This window comes from Trichocoleus sp. DQ-A2, from assembly GCF_039961915.1.
Classification (GTDB): Bacteria; Cyanobacteriota; Cyanobacteriia; order Cyanobacteriales; family FACHB-T130; genus FACHB-T130.
This window is the reverse complement of record NZ_JAMPKD010000038.1, coordinates 18,590-32,887: the sequence shown is the minus strand read 5'-3', so window position 1 is coordinate 32,887 and position 14,298 is coordinate 18,590. Positions and strand designations below refer to the sequence as shown.

Sequence of the window (14,298 nt, the reverse complement as noted above, 5' to 3'; positions counted from 1 at the left end):
TAAACTCCTGTCGTCATGTTTGCAATACCAGTAGAGCCGTTACAGGTAATAACAAGATGAGGAAAATACTATACATACTCATTGGTCCAAAAGGCTCAGGAAAAACCTATATTGGAAGTCAAGTCAATAAAAATACAGACATAAAGTTCTTAAGAGTAGAGCCGCTCTGGCTGAAATTAGCCCCTGGTGAGAATGGGTGGGAAAGAGTTGAGAAAGAAATCGATAAGGAGTTTCAGCAGCATAGTAAGGTGATGATTGAAAGTTTAGGGGCAGGAGACGGATTCAATCAGATGCATTCGTCATTAAGAAATAAATACGAAGTCAAGTTAATAAAAGTCTATGCTGATTTAGAAGAGTGTTTGAGAAGAGTGAGAAACAGAGACAATTCAGAACACATACCCGTATCAGATGAGAAAGTAGAAGAACATAATAAGATAGCAGCAAGCATTAATCATCAATGGGATGCGGTTATTGATAATAATAGTCCGGCTACTGATGAAGATATTCTTAGGGTCATTGAATCTATATAAGCAGCTTCTAACCTTGGCATCAGCGGTGAAGGCATCTGTGCCGACGCATCAATCAAGTTGCGCTTCGCTCTTCTCGCTTCGCTATCGCCTAATTTCAGACCCCATAGTATCCCAGCAGCGAATGAGAGCAAGAGGTCTATTGTATCAAGACAGTCCAGCCTTAAACTCATCTATGAGAAAGTCAATAAAGCATTTAATCTTCGCTGACTGAAAGCGTCCTCGACGGTAAACGACCTGAATCGGTATTGGGTCAGGTTCGTATTCTGCAAGGATGACTTTGACCGATTGATTTCGGAGTTCATCAGTAAACGCCCATATGGGGGAGGTGCCAATGCCAATGTTTGCCAACACGGCTTCACGTAGCGCCATCGAGTTATTGACTTGTAGATTTCCACTCACTGTTACTGTCGTGCCTCGAAAATGCCATTCATTACCCGTAGACTGCCTGGTATAAACAATGCAGTTGTGGTGCAAAAGGTCGGCTGGTACTTGTGGCTCACCAAACTTCTCCAAATAGGCTGCCGATGCGGCTGCGACAAATCGGTATGTGCCGAGTGGCTGTGAGATTAAGTTGGGATCGACAAATTTGCCAATTCTGATTGCTAAATCGATACCCTCTCCAACTAAATCGACAAAGTGGTCAGACATCGTCAGGTCAATCTTGATATCCCCATAGCGATCGAGAAATCGTTTCAGGCGAGGGAGTACCTGCATCTGCCCAAACGCAACCGAGCAATTGAGCCGTAATAGTCCAGACGGGTTCTGCCGCTTTCCCACACTAGACTCTGCCTCAGATAGTGCTTCGAGAACGGATTGGCAACGCTCATAAAAGCGCATTCCCTCCTCCGTCAAACTCACTTGACGCGTCGAGCGCACCAGTAATTGCACGTCCAGATAGTCTTCTAGTGCAGCAATCTGTTTGCTAATCGTGGGTTGAGTGGTACCCATCTCTCTAGCAACGGCGGAGAAACTGCCCGTTTCTACTGTTCGTACATAACTCTTGATGCAGGCGATCAGGTCTGACATGGGAATTGATTCTCAAACGGAATAAGTCATATTCCATTTTGCGGTCTTCTCAAACCATAAGGAATGAAACATCATTAATGTAGTGAGCCAAATCAAGTTTCTCACCTGACAACGTTGAGCTAACAAATAGAACAAAAATCATGATTACAGCAACAGACCTGAAAGCCAACTTTGAAGACATCAAGACCCTGGTTTTACAAGGGAAAGCGATGGAAGCCTTTGAAAAATACTACGGCGATGATGTGGTGATGCAGGAAAATGAAACACCTGCAACTGTGGGGAAAGCAGCGAATCGCGCTAGAGAAGTGGAGTTCTTTTCTAAAGTCACCGAATTTCGGGCAGCAGAACTGAAAGCGGTTGCTTATGGCGAAGACGTGATTATTTCTGAGTGGTTTGTCGATTACACCCATTCTGAATGGGGCAACGTCACGCGCGATCAAGTTTCTGTACAGAGATGGAAAGATGGCAAAGTGATTCACGAGCGTTTCTATTACGCCGCCTAAACTGCCTCAACGATTTTGATGAATCCGACAACTTGCTAACACTCACCAAAACGTTCCGCAGCCTCAATAACCAGTTGGCGGGCTTGCTCCGGTCCAAAGCGACCTTGTGGCTCGAACGTTTTGCCCTTAGCCGCGTTGTACGACACGAAGAAGTGTTCAATCTCGTGGATGAGGTTCTGATTCAGGTCGTCGAGCGTTTTCACGTCATGCTGGTTGCGGGAGTTGGCGGCAACAGCGAGCAAGCGGTCATTGCGATCAGTTTTCCCCTCCTCGGTTTGAAAAGCGCCAAAGCCGCCGATGAGCCGCGATGGGACAAGGCAGCCGACGAAGGCAGGTTCCTCCATCAATACCAGCACGTCGATAGCGTCGCCGTCGTCGGCTAGAGTCGAGGGCACGAAACCGAAGTCGTATGGGAAAAATGCGCCTGCTGCCAGTACGCCGCCCAACTTGTACAACCCGTGCTTCTTGTCCCACTCAAATTTGTTACGGCTGCCCTTGGGCGTGTCAATGATGACGTTGAGCGTTTCGGCATCATCTGAGTCAAACGGAGGCAGGTGGAGAGGGTCGGTTGCCATAGTTTACTAGCACGTATCTATTTCTTGCTAGCGATAGCGAAGCTTCTTGCTAGCGATAGCGAAGCGCTGCTGCGTACTCCGTTGGAGAAGCCGAAGGCTAGCGCAGATCGCACTCATCCTATCCCGATCGATCATCTAGTTTTATCGAGCGTAGGACATAGAGTTCGACTTTGATAAAAGTAGTGGTGTTTTTTCAGGAAAATGGCAAACCTTTTACCTCGGAAACGTTCTGTGGTCTTTTTAAGCAAGTAGCTTACTGCTTGACTGGGAAAGCTTGTAACCCCCAATTGATTCGGGATATGGCGATCGCTCACCTGATGAATTCTAGGACGAGTTCGGCAGATTCTAGAGGGACTAGTTAGCTAATGCCTGGGATAGCTCTGGAAGAGTAGGGGCTTCGTCGGAAGATTCTAGATGGACTGGTGTATTGTCGGTAGACTACAGCGATCGCGCTACTATGCACTCAACTATCCACAACCCAATCTACCTGATGGGCTTCAGTAAGGTCAGGAACTTCTAAGCGATCGCGCATTCGCCCAATCACCGCTTCCGGTACATTTGCAGCACGAGAATGATTGCGCCGCAGCAATTCTTCTCAGAAACTTCCAGGTAGACAATGCAAATTCGTGCCTGGTAAGCAGAAAATAGATTAATTAGCGACGAACGCAGTTGCCGAGAGAGATTTGTCGCATTCCAAACAAAGGATTTTTCGGCTCTCATGTATTGTTTAGCGATCGCCCTTGCTCGTTCCCCTACAGCACCTTGGTCATCTTTAGGAGAGATGTTCATTGCTTGTCGCAGTTCATCGAGGGAGATTACCGCCCAATCTGGAAGGTACTCCCGAATCCAATAGTCTTTGCCAGCACCCGGTAATCCTGACATCAGGAGAACCTCGAATCGAGTTTCATCAAAGGCAGCATAGTTTGGATCGCGATTGTCTTTTTGGAAATAGACAAATCGACTATGATCTGAGGGGAACGGTCGGGGATAAAATAAGCAATTATTCTCTTGACAAAATTCCCGAAAGAACTGAGCGCGCTCCAGCAGTTCTAGCTGGTCGTCACACTCGCGACCCCGAACATCAGCTTCTGCCAGCAGTGCCAGCAGGTCGCAGCGAATGACTTGACTGGCTTTAATGACAGCGCGTTGCGGGTTGGGTTTGTCCCAAAACCAGAGGGGAAGACTGCCATGCTGCACCAGCGAGACAATCGCCTCCCGTTGATGAAATGGCACGTTGAGCGACCAGAGGATTTGCCGCGCCATCTTTGCCCCTTGGGGGACATGACCCTGGGAGGTGATGCTGCCATCCGCTTCAATTTCAGTTGCAGCAGGTTTTGCCACATCATGCAGTAGGGCAGCCGCAAACAGAAGCGATCGCTCGATGGGTGGTAACTCCCGCCAAGCTGGTAAGCTAATAATTCCTTGCGACGTTGAGTACTGAGAAACTGCTGCTGTCAACGTCTAGCACATCAAATTCCAAGAAATAATGGGGTAAGGAGTCTTAAAAGACGGTGTGTTTGGCATAGAGCCATTCACCATAGAGTATGTAACGATCGCCCAGCACCTCCCAGAACGTTCCTGCATGCCTGTACGCCCATTGTTTGAACAAGTTAAAGTGCTTTTCTCGCTCTCCTCCAGTTAAATAATGTCCCCGGCTTCGCAACAGAATTTGGCCATCAGAACTAAAACTTATGGCAGCATTGGCTCCATCGACTTTTTCTTCGACTGCTACATATTGAGACGCGATCGCTCTGAAAGGTACGCTATCCAAATCTTCATCCCCTGGTTGGAGCCGGGAACCTTCAATATGAGGAGTGCGAGGGTATTTGTACATTAAATATCCCTCACTCGCCTTTCTAGGGGGAGCGTGTGAGACAAGGGTGAGGTGAATAGCAGGCGCGATTGCACTGACGGAGCGAGTTGGAATAAAAATGATAGATCCAACTGCCTCTGGGAAAGGATTGAGATGAAGGCGATCGCTAATAATGTTTGATAGAGCGTAGGCCGTAATTCTACTTAGAATACCCCGACGCTTCAGCTTTTCTAATACAACAATTCAAGATTACTGATTGAATGATTCCTGTTAACAATCAATTTTTCAGTAGATATAAATACCTGTAAACTATTAATCGTTCATTTCATCACTAGGCTAAGCGATCGGATAGCTAACTTATCATTCAAACTTATGAAATTGCATTTCATCCCTAGAGGTTGGTGGCGATCGCTCAAGTATCTCTTGTTACTGTTTCTGGCATCATTCATCACAGTATTGCTGGCTGGCAACCCCATCTCTGCGATCGCGCAAAGCCCAATGCCACCAGAAGCAATCGAGCAAATCCCAACACCAGAAGCCACCCCTCAGAAACGTTTTCAGGAAATTCGCGGGGTTTGGATGACCAACAATGACAATAAAATCCTCAGAGATCGCCCCAAGCTGCAAAATGCTGTCAGTCAACTGGCGCAGCTAAACTTCAACACGATCTATCCTGTAGTGTGGAATTCTGGCTATACGCTTTACGAAAGTGCTATAGCACAACGGGAAGGTATTCAATCTTCTGTCAGCAAAGGCTTACAGGGCCAAGATATCATCGCTGACCTGATTGCCCAAGCCCATCGCCAAGGCTTGCTAGTGATTCCCTGGTTTGAGTTCGGTTTCATGGCTCCCCCGCTATCGGAATTGACATCAAATCATCCGAATTGGATTACGCAACGGCGGGATGGTAGCCAAACTTGGATTGGCGCTGCGGGTGAGGTTGTGTGGCTTAATCCCTTCCATCCAGAGGTGCAGCAATTTATCACCGATCTGGTGCTGGAAGTCGTCACTAAATATGATGCCGATGGTATTCAGTTTGACGATCACACCAGTTTGCCCAATGAATTTGGCTACGATCGCTACACGCTTGCCTTGTACAAACAGGAAACCAAGAAAGATGCGCCTTCCAATCCCAAAGATCCTGCATGGGTGCGCTGGCGTGCAGATAAAATTACGGCATTCATGACACAACTCAATAAAGCTGTAAAAGAGAGAAAAACCAACGCAATTTTCTCCGTTGCTCCTAATCCCTACGTCACTGCTTACAATACTTATCTGCAAGATTGGTTGAATTGGGTGCGAAAAGATATTGTGGACGAGTTAATTGTGCAAGTTTATCGTCCCAATCTGCAAAGTTTTCTCGACCAGCTGACCCGCCCGGAAATTCAAGAAGTGCAACAAAAAATTCCAACTGGAGTCGGTGTTCTCACAGGCTTGAGAAATAAGCCTGTTTCGATGCGACTGATTCAATCTAAAGTACGGGCAGCTCGCGATCGCGGCTTAGGCGTAACTTTCTTCTATTATGAAAGCCTTTGGGACGATGCACCAGAACCCAGAGCAGAACGGCAATCTAATTTTCAAAATCTCTTCAACTTCCCGGCTTCCCGCTTTGCGATCAGATAACTTGGGGATCTTTAACAAAGCGATAGCTTCGCTTGCGCCAAGGGCGAACGCGTGCTTCTCCTCTATGCACTAAAAATTCATCTATCCGAGCGATCGCTTGCGTGAATGAAGCAAGCGATCGTTTTTTGCTGTCAAGGTATCAATAAAACTGATTACTTAAATTGCTTATTCTTATGAATTAGAGGTTCCATTTTGATTGCGGAAAAGATAAGGTTGATGGAATGTTAAGATTTCATGACATTTGTTAACGCAGGAGAATATTTTTCATGTTAGATGAGGTTCTTTGTCATCCTTCTGCTCCTATGAAAGCGAATTATGACATCAATAGCCTCTTTCCGTAGATTGAATAACAGCATTTAAGTTTGCTATAGCAATACAGTTAAATTGCAGAATTTACATATTTATCTGAATCATAGCTTGCAAATTTTAGATAAATTTGCAAGCCACTCGGAGTGCTTTTTCATAACTAATTTTACTGAACTTACTTCCTTTTTAAAACAAAAAAACAATGAGAAGTTATCTGCCTAAAGGGCGAAATTATCGTACCATTCTGCCTCAGTTAAATTACAAAAGTATTCGTTTGAGAGTAGACAATTACTGCTTAAAAATACGCGGTAGTAAACGTGCAGTTCCTTTAGAGAAACCCGATCATAGGCATATTCTGTGGAGTTCGCTGGGTAGTTTCATCGGCATTGCAGCCACAGCTTATTTATCGGTGAAAACTGGCGCTCCTCTACTAATGGCTCCCTTTGGTGCTACCAGCGTCTTGATTTTTGGTGTACCTGATAGTCCCTTAGCACAACCGCGTAATGTAATCGGCGGTAATTTTATCGCGGCTCTAGTTAGCTTGACGATTTTGCATCTTTTTGGTGCGGAACCCTGGGCGATGGGAATGGCTGTGGCAACTGCTATTGGCATGATGCAGTTCACAGGGACATTGCATCCACCTTCGGGAGCTGTTGCATTAGTCGTAATGATGACGAAGGCACAGTGGCAGTTTCTGCTAACCCCGGCACTTGAAGGTTCTATTATTTTGGTACTCTGTGCAGTAGTTTTTAACAATCTTGCTCAAGACAGGACGTATCCTAAGCACTGGTTTTGAGCAGTCTGAATCTCTACATGAGTAGTGGTAGAAAGGGTCGGGTTAACTAAGGATCGGAGGTTGATTAACCTCCGATTTTTTGCGTAGGGGCTTTTCTTGTGCCATTCTTCTACTGTTTGACCCTGAGATAGCCTTCCCTAAGAAGGATCGTCTATAAATCAGCGCCGTCCCTCTGGCAGAGGATCTAGATGAAGGCGATCGCTAATATTTGTAGTGGGTTGTGGAAAGTCTGGGTTAGGTGAAATAGCACTTTACTTACTTCTGCTGGATTGAGTAGTTTGGAGACTTGAAGCTATGCGCTGGGAATTCGGTCGTAAAAGCAGCAACGTTGAGGACAGACGCGGGGGTGGGGTTTCTGGCCCTCTAGTTGGGGGTGGTATTGGGACAATCCTTCTGGCGGTCATTGTTGCTCTCTTGGGGGGCGATCCCGGTGCAGTGTTGCAACAAGGACAAGAACCAGCGCCAAGCGATCGCACTTCTTCCCAGTCTCCTCAAACACAATCATCTGCTGCGAACGATCGCATGGCTGATTTCGTTTCGGTTGTCTTGGCGGATACGGAAGATACATGGGGTACGCTGTTTCGTCAAAACGGAGAGAACTATGTCGAGCCGAAGTTAGTTCTCTTCTCAAATTCGGTACAGTCAGCTTGTGGTTCTGCAAGTTCGGCAGTTGGGCCGTTTTATTGCCCCGCCGATCAAAAAGTTTACATTGACTTAAGTTTCTATCAGGATTTGAAGTATAAGCTCAACGCACCCGGAGACTTTGCCCAAGCGTATGTAATTGCTCACGAGGTTGGGCATCATGTGCAAAACTTAATGGGAATTTCTAGTAAAGTTCGTACATTACAGCGTCAAGCTAGTCGCGCAGAGGCGAATCAACTTTCAGTCAGGTTGGAGTTACAAGCAGACTGTTTTGCTGGCATCTGGGCGCATCATGCGAATCGTTCCCGGCAAATTCTGGAGGAAGGCGACGTTGAAGAGGCGCTGAATGCTGCCAGCAGTATTGGCGATGATCGCTTGCAGAGTCAGTCCAAAGGGCATGTTGTCCCGGATTCTTTTACTCACGGTAGTTCAGCGCAGCGAGTCCGCTGGTTCAAGCGGGGGATTCAGACAGGGGAACCTGCACAATGCAACACCTTTGCAGCAGCAAATCCCTAAGAAAATAGGGTGTTGGAACTTTAGTAGGAAGCGATCGCAATCTCCAAAGCGCGATTGCTTTTTCTTCATGGTTGCGATCGCGCTGTGGAGCTTATCGATGGCAAAGACGATAAAATTCTGTCATAGCGGCAACGATACCGAACTCAAGGTGATGACAACAGCGATTCCTTCATCCCTTACCCTCGAAGAATTCCTAAAACTGCCAGAAACTAAACCTGCCAGTGAATTTATTGGCGGTCGAATTCACCAAAAACCGATGCCTCAAGGCAAACACTCTCGCCTACAACTTAAATTTTGTGATGCTGTCAATGCAGTTGCAGAAACTCCACGAATTGCCTTAGCGTTTCCAGAATTACGCTGTACATTTGGTGGGCGCTCGATTGTTCCAGATGCTTCTGTATTCCTTTGGGAACGAATTCCTTTTGAAGCGGATGGCGAAGTACCGAATGCTTTTGAAATTTACCCGGATTGGACGATAGAAATTCTCTCACCCGAACAGAGAGCTACTAAAGTCATTAGTAACATTTTGCACTGCCTTAAATATGGCACTCAGTTAGGATGGTTAATCGATCCAGATGAGCGGTTAATTTTGGCATTTATTCCAGGACAGGAACCTGTCGAGTTAGCAGGAAGCGATCGCCTACCAATCCCAAAATTCCTCGCTTTGGATTTAACCGTTGATCGAGTCTTTGGATGGCTTAGAGTTGGTTGATTGGTACTGAACTCTGCATCATACTCAATTGACACTATACATAAGCGCGATCGCTTCTAGCTTCCGATTGCGAGCGCAATGGGGTGATGCTGAAACGAACAGCTACCATAATATTGAAGAGCTATGCGCCGTCTACTTTGAAAGATTAGGTTCCACAACATTTGGAAAATTTTGAAAATTGCGCCGCACCCAGTCCATACCCACTTCATTATTGAGTTTAATTTTCTGAGGCGTATTCGGATAAATTTTACCCAAAATATCAGCATCTTGATCAACTACCACCTTGCCAAACTTGAGATATGTCCTGCCAAATAGCTTAAAGGCAGGGTGCTTAGCTTGACCAAATAGCAAAATGTAAGTCCTTGTGCGGTTCTCGGCTTCTGGGATAAAGATGTGACACTGGACTACTTTACCTAATGGCATTTCACCATGAAAAATCACCAGAGATGGGAAGTAGTTTTCCAGGTGGGCTTTGATGCTTGTCGGGAGTAGGAATAAATCGAGTTTTCTCAGCTTTTCTGCCAAGCTGTAAGGGGCGGTGGGCATATCATAAAAGGCATGGGAATGATACCCATTGTCAATGAATTGATGAAATTCCACATTGGTAACTCGGAATAATTCCTGGTGAGTACCGTTTTGGTGATTATAGTCGTGCATATTCAGCAACATAGTCAGCAAATCGGTCTCTACACTTGTATCTGCGGTATGCCCGACAAAGTAGTAGGTATCTGCAATGTCATTCAGGACTGCGGGAATCGGCACTTTTGGCTCGTATCCGCCGTAAGACCAGATGAAATCTCCTTGAATTGTTAACTCTAACGGTTTCAGTTGAGGCAACGTTTTCTTTTCCGTTCCCGGCAAAACGGTGCATCCTTCTGAATCAAACGGCAAGGCATGAAACGGGCAGACGACAGTACTCGTACCATCCGTGTGTGCTTCGCACCATCCTTCTGACAACATTGCTCCCATGTGAGGACAGGCATTGGGCAGGGCATGGATTCTTCCAGCAGCGTCTTTCCACATCACATAATCATTACCATACAGAGAAATCTTCCGAGGTTGGTTCACTACCAACATCGACTTGTGCGCCAACAACCAAGGCGCACCGAAAAGCATAGACTGCATAATGTTCTCCGGTAGAGATAAAATTGTGAATAATCCGTCGTGTTTTCAGAATATGACAGAATATTCACATTCGTCAAGAAGTCTGCGCCGTCAACCCAAACAGCAGCGAGGTAAAGAACGGGTCGAAAAAATCTTGGATGCAGCAGCGGCAGTGTTTGACGAAGTGGGCTATGAAGCGGCAACCACCCATCTGATTGCAGCCAAAGCGGGGACGGCAATTGGGTCTTTGTATCAGTTTTTTCCCGATAAAGCTGCCATTTTTAAGGCGATGGAATTACGCCATACCGAGCGCGTTAAGGCCATGTGGTCGAGGGCAGATACGCCAGAGATGGTTCGATTACCACTCCGACAGATGATTCATGGATTGGTCAGCGCGATCGCAGAGATGTTTGAACAGCCTGTTTCACGGGTGGTGTTTGTGCAGTTTTTTATATCCCGCGAAATTTTCCAGTCGATCGATGAAAGCATGACCCAGGAAGCAATTGACTTTATGGCTGGTCTCTTAAAGCAAAGAAATTCGGCATTAAGTAAGGCGCAATGTAGTCTATTGGCAGAGGTTTGCGTCCACAGCAGTAATGCTGTCATTCTGTCGGCACTTCGGAACCCAGATCAACAACATCGTCAAGAGTTGGTGCAGCAGATTGAGGACTTGTTGGTGTCATATTTAGAGCCGTATGTAGGGAACGCTCAGTTGGACAATGTAATGAAAGTAATGAAGTGTCTCCATTGTCAATCGGAGCAGCTATCTAAAAACGGGTATCGAAGGGGGAAGCAGTGCTATCGCTGTAAGGAATGTGGGAAACAGTTTGTGGAGAATTCTCAGCGTTTCTGACCCCCGTTCGCTAGCAGTATCAATCGCCCTGACTTCACACCCAAAAAAAGCGATCGCTTTCTTTATTCATGGTTGCGAATCGCCACCAATCCCCAAATTCCTCACCGTTGAGCAGGTCTGTGGATGGCTTAAAGTAGATTGATGCGTGATGAATGCATCAATATGGGCGATCGCACTAACAGACACCTACTATTAAAAGCAACCTACGGCAAAATAAGAGGGAGGTTAATACGGTCGCGGCTATGTCTAAAAGCAAAAAGCACAATCTCAAATGGCTCAAAGAAACCTTAGAGCTAAAAGAAGACCATAACTGGAAATCAAAGCCAGGAACTCGGATCTTCGTAGCAGGACGAGGAGCCTTGCGCTTCGATGTCCCTGAGGATTGGCATTTTGAACCGGATGAGAAGTCATTCCGGTTTTTAGACAAAAAGCCACCCAACGATGATGCTCGCTTAGAAGCTTCTTTTAATTTACTCCCGCCTGGAAACTGGAAAGATTTTCCCTTGGTTCCCTTATTAAAGAAGGTAGTTAAAGATGATGAACGTCAGCCGATCGAGCAAGGGGAAATTATTCAACTCAAGCGTCAAACTGCCCGCATTGTTTGGACTCAGTTCAAATTTATTGACCCAGAAGAACACCGCGAAGCTTATTCCCGAACCTGTATTGGGCTAGGTTCTGGTGTTCAGTGTCTGATTACTTTTGACTACTGGGTGGACGATGCAGATCGCCTAATTCCTGTCTGGGATACGGTTATGGAATCGTTAGTGCTAGGGCTTTATATCCGCGATCCTCGAACTGGGCTGGCATTACCCGACTAGAGGTTGGGGGATCTAAATTCTCAAACTGTGATGGCAAGAAAAGTTTGCGATCGCTTTGTTCATTCCGAAGAGCGATCGCGCTGGTGCCTACGTGCAGCTAATAACCAACCTACAGCAGCTATCTATTAGGCTGTAGTCTGGGTGTGTACGACATTGTACAGATGAAATTCGTTTCGGGCTAAACCTTCCCAATACGGTTGCTCTGGGTTGAAACCAGGTTGCTTGAGAATTGCTTCAAACGCTTCCTTGCTCTCCCATTGACCGTAATTAAACATCCGAGTACCATCTAGACTTCGATGAAAGGTAGCTGAGAGTAACCCCGTTGAGTTACTCATCGCACGTTCTAATTCAGCAGAGGTTCGTCTAACCATCTCAGGTTGATTAATTGGCATCATCCGAAATTCAGCAAGGTGCGTCACTCGTTCGCCTTCAGCAATTTCAACTTCTGCCGATAGAGATCGACTAGCAGTTACTTCCAGTAAGCGTGAATCAGGCGGGAAGAATTCACTGAACACTGTTGGACGAGGCAAGCTGCGGTAATCAAATTTGGGATTCCATTGGCTATAAGTAAAAACTCGCACTCCATCTAAACTACGATGCACGCTGGCTGATACGAAGTAAGGATTGTCAATCCAAGATTTGATTTGCTCTTGGATAACTGCCTCAATCAAGGTTGACTGATGGCGCTCTGCAACAGTGTACAGGTCTAGCCCAACGATCGCAGTATTAGTCCGGTCAATCTGCACCATAGTTCTATGCTCTTAAACCATTCATTACATGATGATTTTGCTTCACTGCTATGAGTTAGTTGATTCGGTGAAGACTACCTCGTGAAGCGACATTTGAAACTCATTGTTGGCAAGCGAGCGCATCACCATGAGAGGCTCAGCCATCGGAGGATTCGCGTTCATCTTGGCATACAATTGTTGGGAACTCCACAGCCCATAATTGATAGCGCGGGCACCATCAAGACTTCGATGAAAGTGTGTGGTGATTAATCCGGCTTGTCCTGAGATTTGCCGTATTGCTTCTGCGGTCGCTTCTAGAAAGCGGGGCTGATTAGCAGGATCTTTCAATCTAAACATTCCAAAGTTGATGAGTTCCCCCATGTTCGCTGTGATTTGCATCTGACTGTCTGCTGGCTCACTCATAAAAATGTCGTAAAGATGAGAGTCTGGAGCAAAGAAACCAGTAATCTTAGTCGCCAAAGCGATATCGCGGTTATTGATATAGGCTTCATAAGTAGCTAGATTTTGCCACTGCACATAATTGACAACACGCAACCCATCCAAGCTGCGATGAATTGCATTTGCAATGTATCCAGGTTGCTGTTTAAGGATGTCGTGAGTGTAGGCTATCAAACTATCTATCAATAACCATTGTTGGTCGGGCTGGGTAACAAAAATATCTAGTTCTGCCAGAACTGGGTTGTCCTTGAATACGGTAAGCATTTAGATGATTCCTCTGTGCTGACTATGTGATGATTGGTCAAACCAAAACGCAGCGAATTGTCCAACCAATAATACAGAGTCTGCTTACTGGCGTATAGTCGATTTTTGCAGCTTTAGAAGATTCTTGCTATTTCTTAAGAAATTGTTTGGGTGTAACTCCAGTGAGGTGCTTAAAGTGTCTGCCAAATTGACTCTGACTGGTAAAACCAACTTTCAAGGCAATATTTGCAATACTGTGCTGCTCCTGCATCATTAATTCCTGAGCGCGTTCAATCCGACGTTTAATCACATATTGGTAAGGAGAGTAACCTGTAGACTGCTTAAACAGTCGGGCAAAGTAATACTGACTCATACCAAGTTCTGTGGCGATCGCTTCTAAGGAAACATCTTCAGCTAGATGAGCCTGGATATAGTCGATCGCCTGTTGCAATTTATGGCTAGGCAAACGACCTGAGTAAGATCGTATTTCTCGCCTTCGAGTTGAATAGTGCCGTAATAGATGAACAGCTAATGCATTTGCCATCGATTCTGCATAAAGGCGATCGCTTAACCCGTCTATTTCTAGTTCGGTTTTGAGTGCCAAACCAATTTGCTGGATCAAAGGATCGCAAATCTTAAGCTGTGGCGCAACTTGAGCATCGTCTGCATCAACCGATTCGTATAGGGCAGAAGTAAACAGCTTCGGTTCAAGGCGAAGTAACAAGAATTCCGCATCAGTATCCCAAAACAGTTTGCGATGTAGATAGGGAGGTGTAATCATAATGTCACCTTCAGCCAGACGATTGCTGCTGCGTCGCCCATCTATCGTTCGTTCTAACTGAATCGGTTGACCAAGATGAATACTGAGGAGATAATTCGGAAGGCAACACTCAGACTCCCTATTAGCAGGTTGATGATGGTGTTCAACCTGAAGAATATCTGAGACAATGTCTTGACTTCGCAACATTGGCAATCGCGGCACAACCTGTAAGACAGCATTTTTTTTGGTAGAGTCTTGGTTCATGCACTCTCTTCTAGCACTTGTGCCGTA

Annotated in this window: 14 protein-coding genes and 3 pseudogenes; 9 read left to right on the top strand and 8 right to left on the bottom strand. The window is 45.9% G+C overall.

What is annotated here, in order from left to right:
* Positions 1–56: 56 nt before the first annotated feature.
* Entirely contained in the window at positions 57–530 is a 474-nt protein-coding gene (locus NC997_RS25620; protein ID WP_190525978.1) for a shikimate kinase, read from the top strand.
* Positions 531–674: 144 nt separating this feature from the next.
* Here NC997_RS25620 and NC997_RS25615 read toward each other — a convergent pair whose 3' ends face one another.
* Entirely contained in the window at positions 675–1,556 is an 882-nt protein-coding gene (locus NC997_RS25615) for a LysR family transcriptional regulator (RefSeq protein ID WP_190525976.1), read from the bottom strand.
* A 140-nt stretch (positions 1,557–1,696) separates the two neighbouring features.
* Between NC997_RS25615 and NC997_RS25610 the strand changes: the two genes are divergently transcribed.
* Positions 1,697–2,059: a SnoaL-like domain-containing protein gene (locus NC997_RS25610; protein ID WP_190525973.1), complete on the top strand. Its 363-nt coding sequence runs from the start codon at positions 1,697–1,699 to the stop codon at positions 2,057–2,059.
* Between the two features lie 35 nt (positions 2,060–2,094).
* Here the strand turns inward: NC997_RS25610 and NC997_RS25605 are convergent, their stop codons facing one another.
* The 3 genes and pseudogenes from NC997_RS25605 to NC997_RS25595 form a co-directional block, all read right to left on the bottom strand.
* The gene (locus NC997_RS25605; RefSeq protein ID WP_190525971.1) at positions 2,095–2,634 is read right to left on the bottom strand and encodes an inorganic diphosphatase; all 540 of its coding nucleotides are present in this window, start codon (positions 2,632–2,634) and stop codon (positions 2,095–2,097) included.
* 540 nt (positions 2,635–3,174) lie between these two features.
* Positions 3,175–3,984, bottom strand: a complete 810-nt coding sequence (locus tag NC997_RS25600; RefSeq protein WP_347276082.1) for an ATP-binding protein — start codon at positions 3,982–3,984, stop codon at positions 3,175–3,177.
* Positions 3,985–4,043: 59 nt separating this feature from the next.
* Positions 4,044–4,468, bottom strand: a pseudogene (locus NC997_RS25595) (RNA ligase family protein); the annotation flags it as partial.
* Positions 4,469–4,819: 351 nt separating this feature from the next.
* On the opposite strand from NC997_RS25595, the gene NC997_RS25590 reads away from it, so the two are divergent.
* From NC997_RS25590 to NC997_RS25575, 4 genes are all read left to right on the top strand, one after another.
* On the top strand, positions 4,820–6,070 hold the full coding sequence (locus NC997_RS25590; RefSeq protein ID WP_190525969.1) for a glycoside hydrolase family 10 protein: 1,251 nt from the start codon (positions 4,820–4,822) through the stop codon (positions 6,068–6,070).
* Positions 6,071–6,578: 508 nt separating this feature from the next.
* Positions 6,579–7,172, top strand: coding sequence for an HPP family protein (locus NC997_RS25585; protein WP_190525967.1), 594 nt, complete (start codon positions 6,579–6,581; stop codon positions 7,170–7,172).
* 294 nt (positions 7,173–7,466) lie between these two features.
* Positions 7,467–8,330, top strand: a complete 864-nt coding sequence (locus NC997_RS25580) for a neutral zinc metallopeptidase (RefSeq protein WP_190525966.1) — start codon at positions 7,467–7,469, stop codon at positions 8,328–8,330.
* A 151-nt stretch (positions 8,331–8,481) separates the two neighbouring features.
* Positions 8,482–9,042: a Uma2 family endonuclease gene (locus NC997_RS25575; protein ID WP_190412861.1), complete on the top strand. Its 561-nt coding sequence runs from the start codon at positions 8,482–8,484 to the stop codon at positions 9,040–9,042.
* Positions 9,043–9,174: 132 nt separating this feature from the next.
* Here the strand turns inward: NC997_RS25575 and NC997_RS25570 are convergent, their stop codons facing one another.
* A complete protein-coding gene (locus NC997_RS25570) occupies positions 9,175–10,167 on the bottom strand; it encodes a Rieske 2Fe-2S domain-containing protein (RefSeq protein WP_190425519.1) in 993 nt (330 codons plus the stop codon).
* A 1-nt stretch (position 10,168) separates the two neighbouring features.
* On the opposite strand from NC997_RS25570, the pseudogene NC997_RS25565 reads away from it, so the two are divergent.
* From NC997_RS25565 to NC997_RS25555, 3 genes and pseudogenes are all read left to right on the top strand, one after another.
* A pseudogene (locus NC997_RS25565) lies at positions 10,169–10,822 on the top strand (TetR/AcrR family transcriptional regulator); the annotation flags it as partial.
* A gap of 57 nt (positions 10,823–10,879) precedes the next feature.
* Positions 10,880–10,984, top strand: a pseudogene (locus NC997_RS25560) (TetR/AcrR family transcriptional regulator); the annotation flags it as partial.
* Between the two features lie 257 nt (positions 10,985–11,241).
* Positions 11,242–11,817, top strand: a complete 576-nt coding sequence (locus NC997_RS25555; RefSeq protein WP_190432929.1) for a hypothetical protein — start codon at positions 11,242–11,244, stop codon at positions 11,815–11,817.
* A gap of 125 nt (positions 11,818–11,942) precedes the next feature.
* Here NC997_RS25555 and NC997_RS25550 read toward each other — a convergent pair whose 3' ends face one another.
* The 3 genes from NC997_RS25550 to NC997_RS25540 form a co-directional block, all read right to left on the bottom strand.
* Entirely contained in the window at positions 11,943–12,566 is a 624-nt protein-coding gene (locus NC997_RS25550; RefSeq protein WP_190525961.1) for an antibiotic biosynthesis monooxygenase, read from the bottom strand.
* Between the two features lie 48 nt (positions 12,567–12,614).
* Positions 12,615–13,268, bottom strand: a complete 654-nt coding sequence (locus tag NC997_RS25545) for an antibiotic biosynthesis monooxygenase (RefSeq protein WP_190430491.1) — start codon at positions 13,266–13,268, stop codon at positions 12,615–12,617.
* Between the two features lie 127 nt (positions 13,269–13,395).
* Complete coding sequence (locus NC997_RS25540) at positions 13,396–14,271, bottom strand: AraC family transcriptional regulator (RefSeq protein ID WP_190525959.1); 876 nt, start codon at positions 14,269–14,271, stop codon at positions 13,396–13,398.
* Positions 14,272–14,298: the final 27 nt, after the last annotated feature.